The sequence below is a fragment of the Deefgea rivuli DSM 18356 genome (assembly GCF_000620145.1).
Classification (GTDB): Bacteria; Pseudomonadota; Gammaproteobacteria; order Burkholderiales; family Chitinibacteraceae; genus Deefgea; species Deefgea rivuli.
The window spans coordinates 18,164-37,739 of the sequence record NZ_JHVM01000016.1 but is presented as its reverse complement, the minus strand read 5'-3'; the positions used below and the strand labels follow the sequence as shown (position 1 = coordinate 37,739).

Below are 19,576 nucleotides of genomic sequence, written 5' to 3'. Positions count from 1 at the left end.
TACTTATGGGTATATTGATACAGCCATTACTATAAAATGACTAGACGGCAATACCCTAAGCATTCGTTAAATGGCGCAGTTAATCATTTAACCACCGAGCCTAGCTTGGGTGAGAACATATGTGTTCCACCAAGTTGCAGCGCCTCTCGGAAAATATCTAATACAATCCTTGCGCGATTTTAAACCGCGGCCTTGTGCAATATTTGTAGTGCCAAACCGGCGTTTTCGCGAGCAACTTTAAGTTCAAGCAAGAACTCGGGAACAGCGGCCATCGGATCATTAAAACCCGCTTCAGCCAATAGCGCCACGTCCACCGCCTGCGCAAAAGCCCAGCAGCCTTGATGCGCAATCCAGCGCGTCGCATCTTGCATCAACAGCGCTGGCGCAGCGGCATCATCCGCTTGCAAACCGTGCAAAATCAATTCGCCACGCTCATGGCTGAGGCGCGCTAAGCCAACATAAGTACCATCACTTTCTGCGACCACCAACAAATCAGCCAGAGTCGGCTCGCCCAAACGGGCGGTATCACAATAGGCTTTCACTGCTGCCAACTCGGCGGGACGAACTAAACGCGCTATGACTGTCATCACAAACTCCAAATAAAAAAAGAGGAATCGCACTGCCACGACCTCAGCCGCAGCAATGCGTATTCCTCTGTTTTATCACTTTAAGCCAGCAGCGGCTTTGAGCTGTTCGACCTTATCGGTGCGTTCCCACGTAAAATCGGGCTCTTCGCGGCCAAAATGGCCATACGCTGCAGTGCGGCTGTAAATCGGGCGTAGCAGGTCGAGCATTTTGATAATGCCTTTTGGGCGCAGATCGAAATGCTCTTTAATGATGTCAACGATTTGATCGTTCGGAATCACACCGGTGTCCCAAGTATCAACCATGATAGACACCGGTTGCGCCACGCCAATCGCGTATGACACTTGCACCAAGCATTGCTTCGCAATACCAGCAGCAACGATGTTTTTCGCCACATAACGCATTGCGTACGCTGCCGAGCGATCCACTTTACTTGGGTCTTTACCCGAGAAAGCGCCACCACCGTGCGGCGCAGCACCGCCGTAGGTATCCACAATAATTTTACGCCCGGTCAAACCGCAATCGCCCATTGGGCCGCCAATGACAAAACGACCAGTTGGATTCACGAGGAATTTAGTGTTTTCAGTAATCCACTCTGGCGGCAAAACGGGCTTGATGATTTGCTCGATCACGGCTTCAGACAATTGCACGTGCGATACATCAGGATGATGCTGAGTCGACAATACCACCGTATCAACTTCTTTCACTTTGCCAGTCGCGCCGTCGTAACGCAGCGTCACTTGGGATTTCGCATCGGGGCGCAGCCATGGCAAGCGGCCATCTTTACGCAACTCGGCTTGGCGTTGCATCAAACGATGCGAATAATAAATCGGTGCTGGCATCAGTTGCGGCGTTTCGTCGCACGCATAACCGAACATCAAACCTTGGTCGCCAGCGCCCATGTCCAAATCAATGCCTTCACCTTCGTTCACACCTTGGGCGATGTCGGGCGATTGCTTGTCGTACGCCACCAAAACGGCGCAGGTTTTGTAATCAAAACCAATGTCAGAATGATCGTAACCAATCCGTTTGATCGTATCGCGAGCGATCTGGATGTAATCGATATTGGCATTGGTGGTGATTTCACCGGCCAAAACGACCAAACCGGTATTCACCAAGGTTTCAGCCGCCACGCGAGCATATTTATCTTGGGTGAAAATTGCATCTAAAATTGCATCAGAAATTTGATCGGCAACTTTATCTGGATGGCCTTCGGAAACGGATTCAGAAGTAAATAGAAAATCTTTCATTGGGAGGATTACCTTCGGTTACATGACCACGGCGGGCCAATCGCAGCTACAATCTAGCTCTTATATTTACAGGTCAAAATATGCTGCTGACTTTCTGCAAATTATTCGCCAAATTGCCACTGCCCTTGTTGCAAGCACTGGGTTGGGTGATGGGCTGGCTCGTCTGGTGGGGCAGTGCCCACCATCGCAAAGTCCTGACTACCAATCTCAAACAAAGCGCGATTGCGAAAAATGAGCTCGATTATACCCGATTACTTCGCTCAAGTATTCCCGCTCACGGCGTTGCAGCATTAGAGTTATTGGCGCACTGGATGAGACCGATTCCTGATCTGATGGACTTGGTGCACGAGAAACGCGGCTGGGAACATGTCGAAGCGGCCATCGCCAGTGATCGAGCGATTATTTTTGTTTCACCGCATTTGGGCGCTTTAGAAATGGTTGGGGTATGCATTGCTGGGCTAATACCTAAAAAGCTTGCACCCTTATACCGTCCTCCAAAACAGGATTATCTTGAACCGTTGATGATTTATTCGCGCTCGCGTGGCGGCGCAGAGCCTGCGCCAGCGAATGCATCTGGCGTACGTGTTTTGCTCAAAACCCTCAAGCAAGGCGGCGTGGCTTATCTATTGCCAGATCAAGCGCCCGGCGGCGGCGAAGGCGTTTGGGTGCCATTTTTTGGCAAGCCCGCGTACACGATGACTTTGCTGTCCAAATTAGTGAAATCCAGCAATGCGATTGTGCTGCCCTGCTATGTAGAGCGTCTCGGCATCGGTAAAGGCTATCGCTTTCATGTGCAGCCCTTTGTCGGCGAACTCAATGGCGACGTTGAACATGATGCAACGATACTCAATCAAAATATCGAAAACCTGATTCAACAAATCCCAGAGCAGTATTTTTGGAGCTATAGCCGCTACAAACACCCTGCTGGCGCGCCATTGCCACCAGAAGAGCTACCGGAAGATAAAACGGCATGAAGCTCAAACTCGCCTCGGCGCTGATGTGGCTATTACATCTACTACCATTTCGCGTAATGCAATGGATCGCTATTCCGCTGGGATCGTTGCTGTTTTTCGTCGTCAAGAGCCGCCGCAAAGTCGGCCTGACTAATCTGCGCCTCTGCTTTCCTGAATGGACTGAAGCACAACGCCGCCGCGTCTTGTGCCAGCATTTTATCGACATGAGCAGCACGATACTGGGCTACAGTATCTTGCTGTATGGCAGCAAAAATCGGCTACGCAAGCTGATACGTATCGAAGGCTTTGAGCATTATCTAGCGAAGGAAGATCAACCCGTGATCATGTTAGTGCCGCATTTTCTAGGGTTGGATTTCGGCGGAATTGGCTTTAGTTTGGATCGGTGTGGCAGCACCATGTATGCCGAGCAGCGCGGAGTGTTTCACGAAATCAGCTTAAAAATCCGTTCGCGCTTTAATGAGCCCATTCTCATTAAACGCACCGATGGCATCCGCCCCATTGTGCGTGCGCTTAAATCCAAGCTGCCGTTTTACTATTTGCCAGACCAAGACATGGGGCCGCAGCAATCAATTTTTTCGCCGTTTTTTGGCATCCCCACAGCCACATTGCCAATGCTGGGCAAGCTCGCCGAAATGACCCACGCCGCCGTCGTGCCTGTCATCAGCACCATCGCCAAAGGGCATATTGTTTCCCGCTACTACCCCGCATGGGAAAACTTCCCCAGCGGCGATCTACTCGCCGATACCACTCGAATGAATCAATTCATCGAAGACATCGCCCGCGAACATCCTAGCCAATATTACTGGCTGCACCGACGATTTAAAACTCGGCCTGAGGGTGAAGCGAGCGTTTATTAAAATTGATCCGTTCAAAAACCTCTGAGTACCCTAACAAAAAACCCTACCAATTACAGCAGGGTTTTTTGTTAGGCTAAAAAGCGAGCAATTGCTTAAGACAATTAGAGCGGATTAATCATCGCGTCGATGTTTGTTGCCATGTCCATGCCCGTGACCTCGGCCTCTATCATGATCATTACGATAGTAGCGATCGCGGTAGGTATCGCGATACCAACTGTCTTTGACGAAATACACTGGGCGACCGCAGGCACCGTAGGCTGAGCAATGACGCTTCCAGCTCTTAGCGTGACCAGGAGGGACGCGCAAATACATAGGTGGATAGACGTAAGACGACTGCCGCACAATGATAGGGCGCTCATAAATCACTTGCGGCTGATAGCGCTGGCCCATCTCGATATGACCATAGAAATTCGGATCGCCAATATTAATCGATACGCCGACATCTGCAGCTGTCGCACTCAAAGCGGCGAAACCCAAAACCAGCGCGGCAATGCATTTACTGTAAATGGTTTTCATGATGTTCTCCTTGAATCACCAGTTAATAAGCACAGTATCAAGCAGTCGAGCTGAATCAATCATGAACCAGATTTACTATTGCAGCACCCAATAAAAAACCCCGCAGCAACGCGGGGTTTGTGTGAAGCCAGAGCGGCTTAAGCCAATTGGCCGTGGCAATGCTTGTATTTTTTACCTGAACCACAAGGGCAAGCATCATTACGCGCTACGCCTGTGAATTGGACTTTTACGCCGCTGTTTTCTTGCATGGCGGCCATCAAAGCTTCGCGGATTTTATCTTCATCACCGCTGGCTAAGATTTCTTCCAAATCATCATGCTTAAATTGCATCGCAGATTCTGGCACTTCGTGTTGCAGCACTTCTGGCACATCTTCAGGGCCGCGAATTTGCACGGTCATGATGATTTTCAACACATTGCGCTTGATGTTATCGAGCAAGCTTGAGAACAATTCAAACGCTTCACGCTTGTATTCTTGCTTCGGATTTTTCTGCGCATAGCCACGCAAATGAATCCCTTGACGCAAATGATCGAGTGCTGCCAAATGATCGCGCCAATGTTGATCGACATGCTGCAACAGCACTGAACGTTCAAAGTTACGGAAGTTCGGTTCGCCAGCTTGCTCCACTTTAGCATCGTAAGCGGCTTTCGCGGCTGCCAAGACGCGTGTTTTCATTTCTTCGATCGTCAATGTGGTTTCGTTTTTCACCCAATCAACGATATTCACACCGATATGCATTTCAGCCAATTCAGCTTCTAGGCCTTCTGCATTCCACAACTCATCCATCGAATTAGGTGGAATGTATTGGTCAAACAAATCGCCAATCGTGCCATCGCGCATTGCATTGATCGTGCCTGAAACTTCTTCGCTTTCCAAAATCTCATTGCGTTGACCATAAATGGCTTTGCGCTGCTCGTTGGATACATCATCGTATTCCAACAATTGTTTACGCATATCGAAGTTACGCCCTTCGACTTTGCGCTGCGCTGATTCAATCGCACGCGATACCATGCCCGCTTCGATTGGCTCGCCTTCTGGCATTTTGAGCTTGTCCATCACGTAGGCAACGCGATCACCGGCGAAAATACGCAGTAATGTATCTTCAAGCGACAAGTAGAAACGGCTAGAACCCGGATCACCCTGACGACCAGAACGACCACGCAATTGATTGTCGATACGACGTGAATCATGGCGCTCGGTACCGATAATATGCAAACCACCCGCAGCGAGAACGGCATCGTGCTTGATTTGCCACTCGGCTTTTAGCTCAGCGATTTGAGCTGCACGTGCAGCATCATCCAAGCTTTCATCATGTTCGATTTCTTTAATTTCGCGCTCGATACTACCGCCGAGCACAATATCCGTACCGCGACCGGCCATATTGGTCGCAATCGTCACTTGAGCCAGAGCGCCCGCTTGCGCGACGATTTGCGCTTCTTTAGCGTGGTGTTTCGCGTTCAATACATTGTGCGCAATGCCATCAGTCGTCAAAATACCGGATAGCAATTCAGACTGTTCAATCGACGTCGTACCGACCAAAGTCGGTTGACCGCGCTCTACGCAGCCTTTGATGTCGGTGATAATCGCTTTGTATTTTTCATTCGCGGTTTTGAACACTTGATCTTGACGGTCATCACGCAGCATTGGTTTATTGGTCGGGATAATCACCGTTTCTAAACCGTAAATTTGCTGGAATTCGTAAGCCTCGGTATCTGCAGTACCGGTCATGCCCGCTAGTTTTTCGTACATGCGGAAATAGTTTTGCAGCGTGATCGTCGCGAGCGTTTGATTTTCTTGCTGGATTTCAACGCCTTCTTTGGCTTCAACGGCTTGATGCAAGCCTTCTGACCAACGACGTCCCGACATCAAACGACCAGTATGCTCGTCAACGATAATAACCTCGTCATCCATCACCACATAATGCTGATCTTTATTAAACAACGAGTGCGCACGCAGTGCCGCGTTCAGATGATGGATCAAGCTAATGTGCGCTGCGCCGTAAAGATTCTCACCTTCTGGCAACAAGCCCATTTCAGTCAAAATCGCTTCCACTTTTTCGTGGCCCGATTCTGACAACATCACCGTATGGGCTTTTTCATCCACCCAATAGTCGCCCTCGCCTTCTTCTTCCGTTTGCGGCGTTAATTGTGCTGGAATACCGTTCATTGCCAAATACAAATCAGTATTGTCGTCAGCAGGGCCAGAAATAATCAGCGGTGTGCGCGCTTCGTCGATCAGGATCGAATCTACTTCATCGACAATCGAAAAGTTCATGCCACGCTGTACGCGCTCAGCCGGTGAAAACACCATATTGTCGCGCAAGTAGTCAAAACCAAATTCGTTATTCGTGCCGTAAGTAATATCGCATTCGTAAGCGGCTTTTTTGTCTTCATGCGCCATTTGGCCCAGATTCACACCGCAAGTCATGCCTAAGAATTCAAACAACACCGCCATCGTGTCGCGGTCACGCTTGGCCAAATAATCATTCACGGTAATGACGTGAACGCCTTTGCCTGACAAACCATTCAAATAAGCGGCCAAAGTGGCTACCAGCGTTTTACCTTCACCAGTACGCATTTCGGAAATCTTGCCTTGGTGTTGGACTAAACCACCAATCAGCTGAACATCAAAATGGCGTAGACCCAGGCTACGTTTTGCGCCTTCGCGGCACACAGCAAACGCTTCGGGCAAGATTTGATCTAGGGTTTCACCCTTGGCCAAGCGGGCTTTAAATTCTTCGGTTTTTGCACGGAGGGCGTCATCCGTCAACGCGGCCATTGCTGGCTCAAGCGCATTAATCTGTTTGACGATGGCGCCGTATTGTTTGAGCAAACGGTCGTTACGGCTTCCGAAAACTTTTTTAAGCAAAGTCGAGATCATCTTGTGCTACCAGCGTTTGGCCTTTTAGCAGGCTTTTATATTAATAAGTACATCGACGTTTATTAGAACTCTTACGCCTATGTTGTTCCACCCCAGAGGAATTTCAAGCTGACACGCTATTGTTTCTGCGCGACAGTCATATTGCTTGGATCAATAAATCGCAATGGATTTTGCGCTACGCCACGGTAACGAATTTCGAAATGCAAGTGCGGCCCCGTTGAACGCCCCGTACTGCCAAGCAGCGCCACCGTATCGCCGACTTTCACTGTGTCGCCCACTTTCACCAGCAAACGACTGGCGTGAGCATAGCGACTTGTGAGGTCATTACCATGATCCAGCTCAACCATATTACCATATTGAGGGTGGTAAGCCGCATAGACCACCTTACCTGTCGCCGCTGCGGTCACGTTGGTGCCCGTATCGCCTTGGTAATCGACACCCTCATGAAACACTTGCGCGCCGGTAAATGGATCAACTCGCCAGCCAAAACTAGACGATTGCGGCGCAATTACCATCGGTGAATGACGGGGTAAATGCTCTGAATTGGGCGCTAATAGCACGGCTTCAGCCAATGTCAGCTGATCGATCAGTGCACTCATTTTGCCATCGGTATTGCCGAGTAAGGCTTCGAGGCCGCTCAAAGAAAACGACTTTCCAGTTTGCGCTAAGCCGCCTTGTGGCGCGGCGTTGCTACTTAAAAACGGTTTGATGTCGATGCCGGTTTTGTCGCCAACTCGACTGGCCAAACCATCTAAGCGCGTTAGCTTGGCCTGCAATTGCCCCACTTGTACCGCTAAAGCATCAATCTCACTTTGCCTTGCGTGTTGCCCCGGCATCAAGCGCAGTAAGGGTTCTACCCGGTTTGGCGCAAACAGCATCCCCAAACCAAATGCCGCAGCACCGACTAATAGCGTTAAAATTAAGCCTAACGTCAGCAATTCACGTGGCCCTAATGAAATCGCTTTATCTAGGCGATTGGAAACCAAAATAATGTTCATTCGATTCTCTGTTTATGAAGTATAAAAATACTTCTATTGACCGCCTGCTTCACCGCGATGTTTCGCTCAAACGTCTGGTGCAGCAAGTCGATACACTCAATCAAATTCTGGACGTGGTGCGCAGCGCACTACCACCTGAAGTCGCTCAAATCTGCCTAGGCGTTGCGTGGGCGGGATCGGAGCTACTGATTGCCGTGCCATTTAGCGCGGCGGGAACCCGAATTCGTCAAGCTGCGCCTGATGTATTGCGCGCGCTCGATGCGGCAGGTTGGCACGCTACCGCAATCCGCCCCAAGGTGCAAGTTGCATTGCAACACGGAAATCCGATTCAAACCAAGAACTTACATATTCCCGACGCTGCCAAAACCGCAATTGACGAGCTAAGCCAACAAGTCGACGACCCTGCGCTCAAGCAAGCTTTGGCGAGCTTACTCAAACACCATACGAAAAAAACCTAAGCCATCTGCGACACCCACTCCAACCTATTCAAGACAGAAGGAATCGATATTCATGCTGACAAAATTAAACACGGGGCTCAAACGAGTCTTGCTGCTATTACTCGTTGTTGGGTTGACGATTCTCGGCGTACGCGCCTATGAATTACGCAGCTTTCCCGCGCTAGAGCTGTGGCATACCTATGTGCCACAGGAACTCAGCGTCGCAGAGTTGGAGCAAAGCGATTGGAATGGTTTTTTGCAATCCGAAACACAGATTTTCCAAGACGTTCGCCGCGAAGTGACCGACAAACTGCCCGCAGCAGCGCAAACACCATTCAATCGCTACTACGCCAAAGCAGGCATTTATCCGGCGAGCTTTAGCAGCGATTGGAATCGCTCTTATGTACTTGAACCGACTGGCAAGCCACAAGGCGCAGTCGTTCTTTTGCATGGCTTAACCGATTCACCATACAGCTTACGGCACATCGCAAGGCGCTATGTTGAAAATGGTTTTGTCGTCGTTGCGATTCGCTTACCCGGCCACGGCACTGTGCCAGCGGGTTTGACCAATGTCCGTTGGGAAGACTGGGTGGCCGCAACTCGCCTCGCTGTTCGCGAAGCCAAACGACGCGTTCCAACTGGCCCGCTACACCTCGTTGGCTTTTCTAACGGCGGTGCGCTGGCAGTCAAATACGCTGCCGATGCGCTCGAAAATCCACAACTCGCCCGCCCCGATCGCCTCGTGTTGCTATCACCGATGATAGGCGTCACCCGTTTTGCGCGCTTTGCTGGTATTGCGGGTTTGCCCGCTGTGTTGCCTTCATTTGCCAAAGCCGCGTGGCTCAGCGTGGTACCTGAATTTAACCCATTTAAATACAACTCTTTTCCTGTGAACGGTGCGCGTCAATCCTACCGACTCACCGATGCACTGCAAGAGCAAATTGCACGCCTCGCGCAGAACAATGGTCTGCAAAAAATAGCGCCGATCATGACTTTCCAGTCGGTACTCGATTTCACCGTCAGCACGCCAGCGATTCTTTCCGGCCTGTATGCGCACTTGCCCGAAAATGGCAGCGAACTCATGCTGTTTGATGTGAATCGTTCGCTGAACTTTAATCCGCTGCTACGCCCTAGCTCTGAAACGGCCTTAGCGCGGATGCTGCCAACCACGCCGCAACGCTATCAAATCAGCGTCATTGGCAATGACCCAGCCGTCAAAGGCAGCCTCAATACCGTGGCTCGAACCTTCGCCGCCGGCACAACGACTGCAACACAGCGTGCCTTGGATACGCCGTATCCAGCTGAAATCTTCTCGCTATCGCATGTGGCCGTACCGTTCCCGATGGACGACGCTTTATACGGGCTTAATCCAGTCAAAGATGAATATTTTGGCATTCATATTGGCACGCTCGCACCACGTGGCGAGCGCGGTGCGCTGATTGTCAGCATGGATTTTATCTCGCGGATTTCTGCCAATCCCTTCTATCCATTGATGATGGAACGCATTGAAGCAGGCATTAAGCAGCCAACTGGGGTACTAAAAAGCAGCAAAATCGCCGCACCAAGCACAACACCCGCATTGATCGAAGGCGATTTTCATGAAGAAAATACCGAGTCTCACGTCAATCCCTAAACCCACTTCATAAACGGTAAGCAAAAAAACGGGCACCTAGACGGTGCCCGATCAAATACAGGGAGAGAGATGAACAAAATGAATAAACATATCGCACATACACCCTTTCAGAGCTGGGGCTGCCTACTTGGTTCCACAAGAGCAGTGTGAAAATTCACACAAGCGCCCGAGAAAGCACCGCTATTTTTGCTGACAATCCACAAAATAGTCATCGACGCCGCTTATAATCCAACCCCATCGAAAACCCACTTAGAGCAATGCCAGCATGGATCCAATTTTATTATTTCATTCCCTGATTATGGGTTTGGTCGAAGGGATCACCGAATTCCTGCCGATCTCATCCACGGGCCATTTGATTCTGACCGGCGACTTGCTTAATTTCTTGCCAAAAGAAAAACGTGATGTGTACGAGATTTTCATCCAGCTGGGCGCCATGCTCGCCGTGGTATGGGAATATCGCACCAAATTGTGCACGACTTTTTCTGGCATTAAGCGCCCAGGTAATGAGCGAAATCTATTTCTCGGCATTTTGATCGCCTTTATTCCAGCTGCAATCATGGGCTTGCTGTTTAGCAAAACCATCAAAGCCCATTTATTCCAACCGATTCCAGTCGCTTCGATGTTTATCATTGGCGGTTTGATTATTTTGTGGGCAGAAAAACGCCAGCATAAAATCACCGTGGCAACGGTCGACGACATCAGCCTAAAAGATGCGATCAAAGTTGGTCTTTGCCAATGCTTGGCGCTGATCCCAGGCACCAGCCGTTCGGGCGCGACGATTATCGGCGGCATGTTTTTGGGCTTGTCGCGCAAAGCGGCGACTGAATTTTCATTCTTTTTGGGGATTCCAACGCTGGGCGCAGCATCGATTTACAGTCTGCTGAAACATCGTAATGAGCTGAGCATGGACGACTTTGGCGTCTTCGCCGTTGGCTTCGTTGCGTCGTTTATCTTCGCCTTTATTGCAATTCGCGCCTTGATCAAATTCATCTCGACGCACACCTTTATCGTCTTTGCGTGGTATCGCATCGCGTTTGGTTTGGTCGTACTGGCAACGTGGTACTTCGGCCTTGTGAGCTGGACGGCTTAATTAATGATGGGTATTTGATTATAGGCAATACCTAACAATGCCTACATAGCAATACCCATACCACTTTAACTCTTAAAAAATCCCTTCATATTTGAAGGGATTTTTTTATGCCACGCCCTAACCACTGCCGATGTTCCCAAGTAGCGAGCAAGGCCTGTTTTGCGGCACACTGCTAGATTCCTCTTTTTATCCTGCAAGCATAATGACAGTCCAACGCCGAAACGGTATTTTTTTGATTGTGCTCTCCGCCTTCGCGTTTGGCTGGATGCCGATTTTTGGTAGCTGGGCTTACGCCGATAGCAGCGTTGATACGCAAGGCTTGCTGCTGATTCGTTTTAGTTTGGCGGGGCTGGTCATGGCGGCGGTGATGCTGATTCGCCGCGCCGCATGGCCACGCGGGCGAACATTACTCGGCCTCATCGCGATGGGCGGCATTGGTTATGTGGGGCAGGCTTTTTGCTATTTCTCGGCACTACGCCACGGCTCGGCGGCTTTGGCGGCTTTATTGCTGTACGTCTATCCGGTCTTGGTGACCTTGGCTTGCGCTTTTTGGTGGAAAGAAAAGCTCTCGCCACGAACATGGGCGGCGCTGGGTTTGGCCTGCGTCAGCCTCATCCTCACCATCGGTCCTGCTGGTGGGCAATGGTTGGGAGTAGCGTTTGGTCTATCGGCGGCGGTGATTTATTCGGGCTACATCATTGCAGGCAGCCGCTTAACACCCTTGGTCGGCGCTTTGCCAGCGGCAACGGTGGTGATGCTATCGGCGGCAGGCAGTTTATGGCTGAGTACGCTGTGGAGCACGCCAAGCTGGCCGACGACAACCGCCAGTTGGTCGGCAGCGACAGCGATTGCGCTGCTTTCAACCGTCGTCGCAATTTTTTCTTTTTTGGCAGGCCTGGATTACCTGTCCGCCAGCGAAGCCTCGACGCTATCGACCTTGGAGCCGGTCATTAGCGTCTTGCTCGCCGCGCTGATTTTGGGCGAGAAACTTTCTGCATTGCAGTGGCTCGGTGGCATGGGTATCTTGATCGCTGCCTTATTGATTGCGCTTGCACCAGTGATACCCTCCCCTGAATAGTTATATTCAAATCTGCTTGATGCTGTGCCGTGATGATTGTTCTGGGGCTTAAAACCCCTTGTGTCAAGCCGAGCGAGGAACAAGCGGGTCGGGGTTTTTGCGATCAATGTTTGAGCGAGGCCGATGCTTTTGTCTTTGAGGCCGAACGAGTTTTGAGCGCAACCGACCCGATTGTCCGCAGTGAGGTGTGGCGAAGCTTGGCAACTTGTTGCCTTAGCGCAGCCCATGGCCTTAGGCCAGTATCCGGCGAAGCCGGACGCAGATACTAGGGTCGCCTTTCTTTTGCCTACTTTTCTTTGGCGAAGCAAAGAAAAGTAGGTGCCGCGCGGCATTAGCGCGACCATGGTGAGTAGAAAATAAACGCTTTCAAGTTTAAAAGCGCTATCAACACCAAATCTGGATACGCCCCGAATCAAGCCAAGTTATTGCACTGGCATCGTGTGCATCAGTTGATCGGCTTCAATGCTGGCAACCGCTGGATCAAGTGCAATTTGTTGCAGGATGGGCTGTAATGTCGCGGCACTTTGCGCTGGCTTTAATTGCGCAACGTAAAAACCAGCGCCCAATTCACGCTCAAACGTCATCGGCAGCTTATATTGCTGCGCCAATTGTGCAATCGCCTGTGCGGGCGCTGCGGGCGTGGTTTTAAATTGCACAATCACGCGTTCAATCAAAGGGCTGCTAGCTGGCGCTGTCGCCGCCGTTGCGCAGGCCGTTAACGAGATAGCGCAGGCGATCATCAGCGCAGCAAGTCGCGAGCGCTGAAAGAATGAAATTCCGTAATGCAACATGGCGTTTTCTCGCTGAGTTTAAAAATCAATGGTTTCATATTACGAAGGCAAAGCGTCGGCTTAAAACCCGAGCTGCAATTTTCCTGCACAAAGCAGTAGCAAAAAAACTCAATCCATCACCACAAGGCAATGGATTGAGTATCGTCCAAACTCAGAGCGCGCTGCAACGCGCGCCCTTCATCTTACTTGCGTTTCACTGCGGCACTGGCTTGCTGAACCCACGGCCCCCATTGCGCTGCGCCTGGCTGTTCGCCACGCGTCCACCATTTAGCGGCGAAAGTTTGGCCGTTAAACGACACGCATTGACCTGCCGTGTACACCGTGGCCGCCGCCCAAGCTGGGCAGTTTGGTGCTGGCGTCACCACGGGTGGCGTCGTGGGTGACGTACTCGGCATTGCGGTCGGCGTTGGCGTCGGAGCAATCGTTGGTTTTGGCGTTACCACAGGCGTTGGTGTTGCTGTACCTGTGCATGCACCCACGTCTTGCCACAAAGTCAAACTGGCTTTTGGATTCCAGTTTGCGCCTACATACGCCACATGCGTCGTACGTGCTTGGTAGTTGCGACCGTCGTAGGTGACAAAATCACCAGTATTAAAAGTTTTGCCTTCGCTCCAAGCTGCATAGCAGCCCGCTACTGGCGGTACGCTAGGTTTTGGCGTTGCTGGAGGCGTTGTTGGCTTTGGCGTAATCACTGGCGCGGTTGGCGTCGGTGTTGGCGTGACCACTGGTGTAGGCGTTGGCTCGGTATTGTCACCTGCCGATTGTTTCGCCAAACGTACCGCGCCTGCCGCATTCAAAATCCCTGCGCCGCAGTTGCTGGTGGTGCACGTGCTACCGCCTGGGAAAGCCGTTGCAGATTGTTTCAATAAACTCACAATGTCATTGAATTTAAGCTTTGGATTGGCGCTCAGCATCAAAGCCACCGCCGCTGCGACGTGTGGTGTGGCCATTGAAGTACCATTCATGCCGACATAGCCTGCGCCATTGGCCGATAAATCAACGCGATCTAAACTCTTATTCACGGTCGATGTAATCCGTGTTGAACCATTCCCGCCCGGCGCAGCAAGCGTTACTTTGCTACCAAAATTGGAATAGCTGGCGCGTTCGCCCGCTTTACCTGTTGCAGCAACGGTAATCACATTCGCGCAATTGGCAGGTGTCGATTGCTGCGCATCACGGTTTTCATTACCCGCAGCAACCACAATAATCACACCCGCGGCCACCGCATCATTAATCGCCGACTGGTAAAAACTTGGGCACGTTGCAGAGCTACCCCCCAAACTCATATTGATGACTTTGGCTGGATTCGGATTAGGAATCGTTGGGTGAATACCCGCAGCCCAGCGGATGCCATCAGTAATATCAATCGAAGAACCGCCGCCTTTACCCAACACGCGCACTGGCAAAATCCGTGCATTATATGCGCCACCAATCACGCCCGCGCCGTTATAACCCAAGGCTGCAATCGTTCCGGCCACGTGCGAACCGTGGAAAGAGCTGCTACCCGTGCGTTGGCAAATTTGATTAGTCACGTCAGCGCTGGTGCACCAATCGCCTTGATCCAAACCACTGGCAATTGGCTTGATGGTACGAGATCCCGCCGTCCAATCGCACGAACCCGCGCGGTAGCAATCGCTAATAAACGAGTAGCCTGCCGAAGCAAAGTTGCCGCTCACTGGGCTAAGTTGGCCTAGATCTGGATGCGGAGCCGCCCCTGTATCCACCACGCCGACCACGACGCCTTGGCCATTCACGTATTCCCAAGCACCAATAAAATCAGCACCATAATTGCTGCCCGGCACAACCGCCTGCAAACCCCACAATGATGTCCACAAACTATCCGTCGGCTGAACGACGCCCATTGGATACATCCAAACATCGGCTTCCACCGATTCAAATTGGCCGCTGGCTTCCAGTTTTTTCAAATAAGCCTGCAAAGCAGCGCCCGATAAACCTTTTGGCAATTGCAATACATGCGATTGTCCATCGCCCATCGTAAACGCATGGTTGGCCTTGCCATCGCTGGCGGCCTGAATTGTTTGGCTAATATCATCCGCGCTCGCTGCGCGCATCATCAACGAAGGTTTGAGCTTCACGACGATACGATCAACCACTTCGGCCTGCGCCTGTGCGCCCAAAGCGGCGATCATCGCCCCGAGTAATACGCTGTGTTTCAATTGCATTTTGTCTCTCCATCCTATTATTTAAAAGTTGCCCTAAGGCATTCGCCGAACCGATGTCAAATCGGTGTCAGCAAAACCTTGGTCTACGATCAATGCCGTATTTTTAAACCGAAGGGCGAACAGAGCTTATTGCAAATGTCATAAATACTGGTGCTAGGGCTTTCCCTAAGCTAATACCAATTGGCACAGAAAAAGCAATATTTAATAGGGTATATACCTAAATGCATTAATAGATAAAGCCTGCAATCAAATACCTATCAACATAGAAATGCGAAGTACATCACAAATGCCATCATTTATCAGACACAATCTGAATTTCCTGGCTTTTATCGCTAGCGCGCATAAAAAAGCGGCGCACCTCAGTGCGCCGCTTAAATTGAAAATACCAGCGTTATCAAACAGAATAAACTTTCATCGCGTACATTAATTACAACAACTCAGAACCCAATATCGCTACGCTAAAAACTGTGATTCGGGCAGTGAAGAAGCCGCTGCTTCTGCCGCGCCTTGCTGCGTTAAGCTCGATAAAGCGACGCGCTGCTGGCCATCGGCGGTGAAATTCTCCTCTGCCAACCAGCTTGCAAACACCGCTGACAACGCAGGCCACTCACCATCCAGCACCGAAAACCACGCAGTATCTCGATTACGGCCTTTGCTCAGCGTTGCTTGGCGGAAAATGCCTTCAAATTGAAAACCCAAACGCAGCGCCGCACGGCACGATGGCGCGTTTAGCGCATTACATTTCCATTCATAACGCCGATAACCCAGCGCAAACGCGTTTTGCATCATCAACACCATCGCTGCCGTCGCTAAGCGCGTACCTTGCAGTGCGGGTGAAAAATGTAGCCAACCGACTTCAATCGACGCCGCCTTCGGTTCAATCCGCAAATACGCAGCTAAACCGAGTGCTCGTCCCGTGGCGGCGTCGACAATCGCGTAATACTGCGGATCGCGCTGCGCGGCAGCGTGCGCCAGCCAGACACCAAACGCCGCCTGATCGGCAAATGGCCCACTGGTCAGGTAAGTCCACAGCGCACCGCTATCCTCAGCAAACGCTTGCCAGAGCGATTCGCCATGCGCGGCAGGATTTAAAGGCTCAACTCGGCAATCCCAAGCCGCCAACAACACATGCGGCGGAAATGGCGGCGCTTGCCAGTTTTCGACGATTTCACCCAAAGGCTGGCCAAACTCATTGATATACACACCCATCGTATTTTCCTTAACAAGAACATTCAATTGGTATAGAAAGCAATACCCCTGCCTCATCGCCCGTCGCCACCGCATAGCCATCTTGCTGCCAGTAGCGAATTCCACCGATCAGTTCTTTCACTTGAAAGCCTAATTTGGCCAATTTATACGCGCCCCACGTTGAGCCATTGCAGCCGATGCCGTCGCAATACATCACATAAACTTTGCTACGATCCCAAGCCGCGGTCGATTCTGCCGACATCGTTCGATGCGGAAACGACAGCGCCCCCGGAATATGCCCAGCCTGATAATCGACTACAGATCGCGTATCAATGACAATAATCTGCGACTCACCCGCAATTAAATCCGCCGCCAAATCAGCGGCATCAGTCCGAAATTGCAATTGCGCCGCGAAAAATTGCGCTGACTCGCTAGCACTGGCTAAACCACTCGATAAAACGGCACTCATCATCAAACCCCTTAGCAAAAACCACGAAATCCTAGAGACGATTGGTTTTCAATTAAGAAAACGCCAACACCGCACACAACACGACCAACACGCTGGCGGCGAAGCTGATTTTGCCCAACAGCGGCAATTGCGCTAAAGCGCTAGGCTGGCTCGCCACCCGCCGCATACAGAGCACGCCGCGAATCGCGCACCCAACAATCACCGCAACGCCAGCGAACTTCAGCCATAGCATCTGCGGAATATTGGCCGCATACGGAGTCAATAAAGCACCGCCTGACAGGATTAAAAGCAGCAAGCCGCCGTACGAGGCATAGCGCAGTGGAAAAAGCCGAATCATCATGTCGCGCCGCTCTGCCGCTGGCCAACGCGGTGCCAGCAAGCTAATAAAAAACAAAGCAAAGCCCGAACCCGCCCCGATAATCAAACCTAAAAAATGCAGCACTAATAAAAATTCACGCATCGAAAACCCTTTTAAAATTAATATTCGATCAAGCTCACCTAAGTTGAATCTATGAAAAACACCCCAATTCCCCACTAAGTTAGCACTTGTTCATGTTTTTCGTGATTTAGCACTAAATTATCTCGTCCATCTTCCCATGCCATCCGAATCACCGGAACAACAGAACCATCGGGCGCATGCCAAATATCGCTATCTTGCGCAACTGCTCCGCAAGCTAGATAAAAATTAATCGCATAGGTATTGATCTCTATCGTCCATAAATAAAGGCCTAGCGTTAGATACTCTTTATCATGCCATTGTGCGACAGCGGCCAATAAACGCCTGCCGACACCACTACGCCGCGAGCCAGTGGCGACGTGTAGATTGTCGATATACGTTCCCCAACGCGCATCTTGCCCACCGTAAGCACAGACAAATCCGCACAACTCGCCATCGATTTCCGCCAGCCAAATGCGCTGATTTACCGCTGGCTGCTGCAAACGTGTTTGCCACAAAGCCAAGCGCTCCTGCGGAACTTGGTCGCGCAAATACGCAGCGCTGAGCGATTCGTGATACGCCTGCTGCCAGTTTTTCGCATGCAGTGCCGCAATGGCGGCGGCATCTTGTGGCGCTGCCTGCCGAATTTTCATTGATCTATTCCCGCGCTTTTCATAAGCCTTACTGTAAGCGCATAATGGCCTTGTGTTGCAAACCAATTTCCCAGCAGAGACCAGACCAATGTCGGCATTACCCACTATATTTGCAGCCGAATCACAGCCAGATTTACCGCTGCACGAGCAATTAGTGCGCACTTTGCGCCGAGCGATTTTGGCTGGGCATTTGCCATTCAATAGCCGCTTGCCAGCAAGCCGCGTGCTGGCGCTGGATTTGGGTGTGTCGCGCTCGACGGTGGAGTTGGCATTTTCGCGATTGGAAGCCGAAGGCTATGTGCGCCGCCAAGTCGGTGTCGGCAGCTTTGTCGCGATTGCCGCGCGCGCCAATAAACCAGTGGTGCGCAAAACGGCGGCGGGTTTGTCGCAACGTGGGCAAATGATGGTGGAAGCCGGTGCTTGCCGTGACACCAAGCTGCCCTCATTCGCGTTTACTGCGGGCCAGCCCGATACCACGGCATTTCCGCGCGAACTCTGGGGCAAATTGACGCAACAGCGTTGGAAAAAAGACGGGCAAACTCTAATGCGTTACGGCGATCCGCAAGGCTTGCCCGAGTTGCGCGAAGCGATTGCAGCGTACTTGGCGCAATCACGCGGTGTGGCTTGTGACGCGGCGCAAATTTTGGTGCTGACCAGCTCGCAGCAAGCCTTGCAATTGATTGCGCAATTGCTGATTGATCCCGATGATACGGTGTGGCTGGAAGAACCCGGCTATTTGGGCGCGCGCAATGCGATGCTGTCGGCTGGCGCAAAAATCATTCCCGTTCCGGTCGATCACGATGGTTTGAATACCGATATATCTAGCACCCTATCGCCCCCCAAGCTCATCTACAGCACGCCTTCACATCAATACCCCCTCGGCATCACAATGAGTTTGCCGCGCCGAATCACCTTGCTAGCGCAAGCGGCGCAGCATAATGCGTGGATTATTGAGGATGATTACGACAGCGAATTTTCCTACGATCAGCGCCCGCTGCCCGCGCTACAAGGTTTGGATCAAGCGGGTCGCGTGATTTATGTGGGGACGTTTAGCAAAGTGCTGTTTCCAGGACTACGCATCGCTTATATGGTGCTGCCGCCCGATTTAATGCCCGCGTTTACCAATGCACGTAGCGCGTTTGATGGGCATACGCCGCAATTATCTCAGGTGGTAACGGCTGATTTTATGGCGCAAGGGCATTTTGCTGCGCATATCCGGCAAATGCGGCTGCTGTATCGCAGTCGAAGGGATTTATTAGTGAGCTGTTTACAGCCACTCGCCAGCCAAATTCAGCCGATTAATATCAATGGGGGTTTGCAGTTTGCGGTGGAAGTGACCGCGGGCAAAGAAAGCGCATGGACTGCCGCCGGAATCGCTCAAGGTTTGGCGCTACGTCCGTTATCGCAGTTTTATTTAGGCGCGGCCAAAAAGGAAGGTTGGTTACTAGGGTATGCATCGCTAAACAATATTCAAATTAGCTCAGCAGTGAATACCCTAACTGATTTAATTCTTAAAGAATAATTTAAAAATAATTGATTAAGCGATTGCACGCCTAAAT

Annotated in this window: 18 protein-coding genes and 1 riboswitch; of the genes, 7 read left to right on the top strand and 11 right to left on the bottom strand. The window is 51.1% G+C overall.

The window, feature by feature from the left end; genetic code table 11:
* Nucleotides 1-64: 64 nt before the first annotated feature.
* Nucleotides 65-154, bottom strand: a riboswitch (S-adenosyl-L-homocysteine riboswitch).
* Nucleotides 155-179: 25 nt separating this feature from the next.
* Nucleotides 180-587: a hypothetical protein gene (locus tag Q320_RS0108310; protein ID WP_027468611.1), complete on the bottom strand. Its 408-nt coding sequence runs from the start codon at nt 585-587 to the stop codon at nt 180-182.
* Between the two features lie 75 nt (nt 588-662).
* On the bottom strand, nt 663-1,835 hold the full coding sequence (metK, locus tag Q320_RS0108305) for a methionine adenosyltransferase (RefSeq protein ID WP_027468610.1): 1,173 nt from the start codon (nt 1,833-1,835) through the stop codon (nt 663-665).
* A gap of 80 nt (nt 1,836-1,915) precedes the next feature.
* On the opposite strand from metK, the gene Q320_RS0108300 reads away from it, so the two are divergent.
* Entirely contained in the window at nt 1,916-2,809 is an 894-nt protein-coding gene (locus Q320_RS0108300) for a lysophospholipid acyltransferase family protein (protein WP_027468609.1), read from the top strand.
* On the top strand, nt 2,806-3,666 hold the full coding sequence (locus tag Q320_RS0108295) for an LpxL/LpxP family acyltransferase (protein WP_035853184.1): 861 nt from the start codon (nt 2,806-2,808) through the stop codon (nt 3,664-3,666). The genes Q320_RS0108300 and Q320_RS0108295 overlap by 4 nt, the downstream gene beginning before the upstream one ends.
* 111 nt (nt 3,667-3,777) lie before the next feature.
* On the opposite strand, the gene Q320_RS19115 is transcribed toward Q320_RS0108295, so the two are convergent.
* From Q320_RS19115 to Q320_RS0108280, 3 genes are all read right to left on the bottom strand, one after another.
* On the bottom strand, nt 3,778-4,182 hold the full coding sequence (locus tag Q320_RS19115) for a hypothetical protein (protein WP_027468607.1): 405 nt from the start codon (nt 4,180-4,182) through the stop codon (nt 3,778-3,780).
* A 137-nt stretch (nt 4,183-4,319) separates the two neighbouring features.
* Nucleotides 4,320-7,061, bottom strand: coding sequence for a preprotein translocase subunit SecA (gene secA / locus Q320_RS0108285; RefSeq protein WP_027468606.1), 2,742 nt, complete (start codon nt 7,059-7,061; stop codon nt 4,320-4,322).
* A 116-nt stretch (nt 7,062-7,177) separates the two neighbouring features.
* The gene (locus Q320_RS0108280; protein WP_027468605.1) at nt 7,178-8,059 is read right to left on the bottom strand and encodes a M23 family metallopeptidase; all 882 of its coding nucleotides are present in this window, start codon (nt 8,057-8,059) and stop codon (nt 7,178-7,180) included.
* Nucleotides 8,060-8,073: 14 nt separating this feature from the next.
* On the opposite strand from Q320_RS0108280, the gene Q320_RS0108275 reads away from it, so the two are divergent.
* The 4 genes from Q320_RS0108275 to Q320_RS0108260 all read left to right on the top strand — a co-directional run bounded on the left by Q320_RS0108275 (nt 8,074) and on the right by Q320_RS0108260 (nt 12,297).
* Nucleotides 8,074-8,517 carry a DciA family protein gene (locus Q320_RS0108275; protein WP_027468604.1) on the top strand — a complete coding sequence of 148 codons (444 nt, stop codon included), beginning with the start codon at nt 8,074-8,076 and terminating at the stop codon, nt 8,515-8,517.
* A gap of 52 nt (nt 8,518-8,569) precedes the next feature.
* Nucleotides 8,570-10,129: an alpha/beta hydrolase gene (locus tag Q320_RS0108270; protein WP_027468603.1), complete on the top strand. Its 1,560-nt coding sequence runs from the start codon at nt 8,570-8,572 to the stop codon at nt 10,127-10,129.
* A gap of 265 nt (nt 10,130-10,394) precedes the next feature.
* Nucleotides 10,395-11,219 carry an undecaprenyl-diphosphate phosphatase gene (locus tag Q320_RS0108265; RefSeq protein ID WP_027468602.1) on the top strand — a complete coding sequence of 275 codons (825 nt, stop codon included), beginning with the start codon at nt 10,395-10,397 and terminating at the stop codon, nt 11,217-11,219.
* Between the two features lie 202 nt (nt 11,220-11,421).
* Nucleotides 11,422-12,297 (top strand): DMT family transporter, encoded by an 876-nt coding sequence (locus Q320_RS0108260; protein ID WP_027468601.1) that lies wholly within the window; start codon nt 11,422-11,424, stop codon nt 12,295-12,297.
* A gap of 422 nt (nt 12,298-12,719) precedes the next feature.
* On the opposite strand, the gene Q320_RS0108255 is transcribed toward Q320_RS0108260, so the two are convergent.
* From Q320_RS0108255 to Q320_RS19100, 6 genes are all read right to left on the bottom strand, one after another.
* Entirely contained in the window at nt 12,720-13,088 is a 369-nt protein-coding gene (locus Q320_RS0108255) for a hypothetical protein (RefSeq protein WP_027468600.1), read from the bottom strand.
* Nucleotides 13,089-13,270: 182 nt separating this feature from the next.
* The gene (locus tag Q320_RS21990; protein ID WP_051534597.1) at nt 13,271-15,271 is read right to left on the bottom strand and encodes a S8 family serine peptidase; all 2,001 of its coding nucleotides are present in this window, start codon (nt 15,269-15,271) and stop codon (nt 13,271-13,273) included.
* Nucleotides 15,272-15,724: 453 nt separating this feature from the next.
* On the bottom strand, nt 15,725-16,480 hold the full coding sequence (locus tag Q320_RS19105) for a GNAT family N-acetyltransferase (RefSeq protein WP_051534596.1): 756 nt from the start codon (nt 16,478-16,480) through the stop codon (nt 15,725-15,727).
* 10 nt (nt 16,481-16,490) lie between these two features.
* Entirely contained in the window at nt 16,491-16,931 is a 441-nt protein-coding gene (locus Q320_RS0108235; RefSeq protein ID WP_245590986.1) for a rhodanese-like domain-containing protein, read from the bottom strand.
* A 49-nt stretch (nt 16,932-16,980) separates the two neighbouring features.
* Nucleotides 16,981-17,388: a hypothetical protein gene (locus Q320_RS0108230; protein WP_027468598.1), complete on the bottom strand. Its 408-nt coding sequence runs from the start codon at nt 17,386-17,388 to the stop codon at nt 16,981-16,983.
* Nucleotides 17,389-17,462: 74 nt separating this feature from the next.
* On the bottom strand, nt 17,463-18,017 hold the full coding sequence (locus Q320_RS19100; protein ID WP_035853181.1) for a GNAT family N-acetyltransferase: 555 nt from the start codon (nt 18,015-18,017) through the stop codon (nt 17,463-17,465).
* Nucleotides 18,018-18,105: 88 nt separating this feature from the next.
* Here Q320_RS19100 and pdxR point away from each other — a divergent pair, with 88 nt between their 5' ends.
* Nucleotides 18,106-19,539: a MocR-like pyridoxine biosynthesis transcription factor PdxR gene (pdxR, locus tag Q320_RS19095; protein ID WP_051534595.1), complete on the top strand. Its 1,434-nt coding sequence runs from the start codon at nt 18,106-18,108 to the stop codon at nt 19,537-19,539.
* Nucleotides 19,540-19,576: the final 37 nt, after the last annotated feature.

Bases quoted from the DNA above. Each gene is read 5' to 3' on its own strand.
- Q320_RS0108310 (WP_027468611.1), bottom strand. From the start codon at position 587: ATGACAGTCATAGCGCGTTTAGTTCGTCCCGCCGAGTTGGCAGCAGTG.
- metK (WP_027468610.1), bottom strand. From the start codon at position 1,835: ATGAAAGATTTTCTATTTACTTCTGAATCCGTTTCCGAAGGCCATCCA.
- Q320_RS0108300 (WP_027468609.1), top strand. From the start codon at position 1,916: ATGCTGCTGACTTTCTGCAAATTATTCGCCAAATTGCCACTGCCCTTG.
- Q320_RS0108295 (WP_035853184.1), top strand. From the start codon at position 2,806: ATGAAGCTCAAACTCGCCTCGGCGCTGATGTGGCTATTACATCTACTA.
- Q320_RS19115 (WP_027468607.1), bottom strand. From the start codon at position 4,182: ATGAAAACCATTTACAGTAAATGCATTGCCGCGCTGGTTTTGGGTTTC.
- secA (WP_027468606.1), bottom strand. From the start codon at position 7,061: ATGATCTCGACTTTGCTTAAAAAAGTTTTCGGAAGCCGTAACGACCGT.
- Q320_RS0108280 (WP_027468605.1), bottom strand. From the start codon at position 8,059: ATGAACATTATTTTGGTTTCCAATCGCCTAGATAAAGCGATTTCATTA.
- Q320_RS0108275 (WP_027468604.1), top strand. From the start codon at position 8,074: ATGAAGTATAAAAATACTTCTATTGACCGCCTGCTTCACCGCGATGTT.
- Q320_RS0108270 (WP_027468603.1), top strand. From the start codon at position 8,570: ATGCTGACAAAATTAAACACGGGGCTCAAACGAGTCTTGCTGCTATTA.
- Q320_RS0108265 (WP_027468602.1), top strand. From the start codon at position 10,395: ATGGATCCAATTTTATTATTTCATTCCCTGATTATGGGTTTGGTCGAA.
- Q320_RS0108260 (WP_027468601.1), top strand. From the start codon at position 11,422: ATGACAGTCCAACGCCGAAACGGTATTTTTTTGATTGTGCTCTCCGCC.
- Q320_RS0108255 (WP_027468600.1), bottom strand. From the start codon at position 13,088: ATGTTGCATTACGGAATTTCATTCTTTCAGCGCTCGCGACTTGCTGCG.
- Q320_RS21990 (WP_051534597.1), bottom strand. From the start codon at position 15,271: ATGCAATTGAAACACAGCGTATTACTCGGGGCGATGATCGCCGCTTTG.
- Q320_RS19105 (WP_051534596.1), bottom strand. From the start codon at position 16,480: ATGGGTGTGTATATCAATGAGTTTGGCCAGCCTTTGGGTGAAATCGTC.
- Q320_RS0108235 (WP_245590986.1), bottom strand. From the start codon at position 16,931: ATGATGAGTGCCGTTTTATCGAGTGGTTTAGCCAGTGCTAGCGAGTCA.
- Q320_RS0108230 (WP_027468598.1), bottom strand. From the start codon at position 17,388: ATGCGTGAATTTTTATTAGTGCTGCATTTTTTAGGTTTGATTATCGGG.
- Q320_RS19100 (WP_035853181.1), bottom strand. From the start codon at position 18,017: ATGAAAATTCGGCAGGCAGCGCCACAAGATGCCGCCGCCATTGCGGCA.
- pdxR (WP_051534595.1), top strand. From the start codon at position 18,106: ATGTCGGCATTACCCACTATATTTGCAGCCGAATCACAGCCAGATTTA.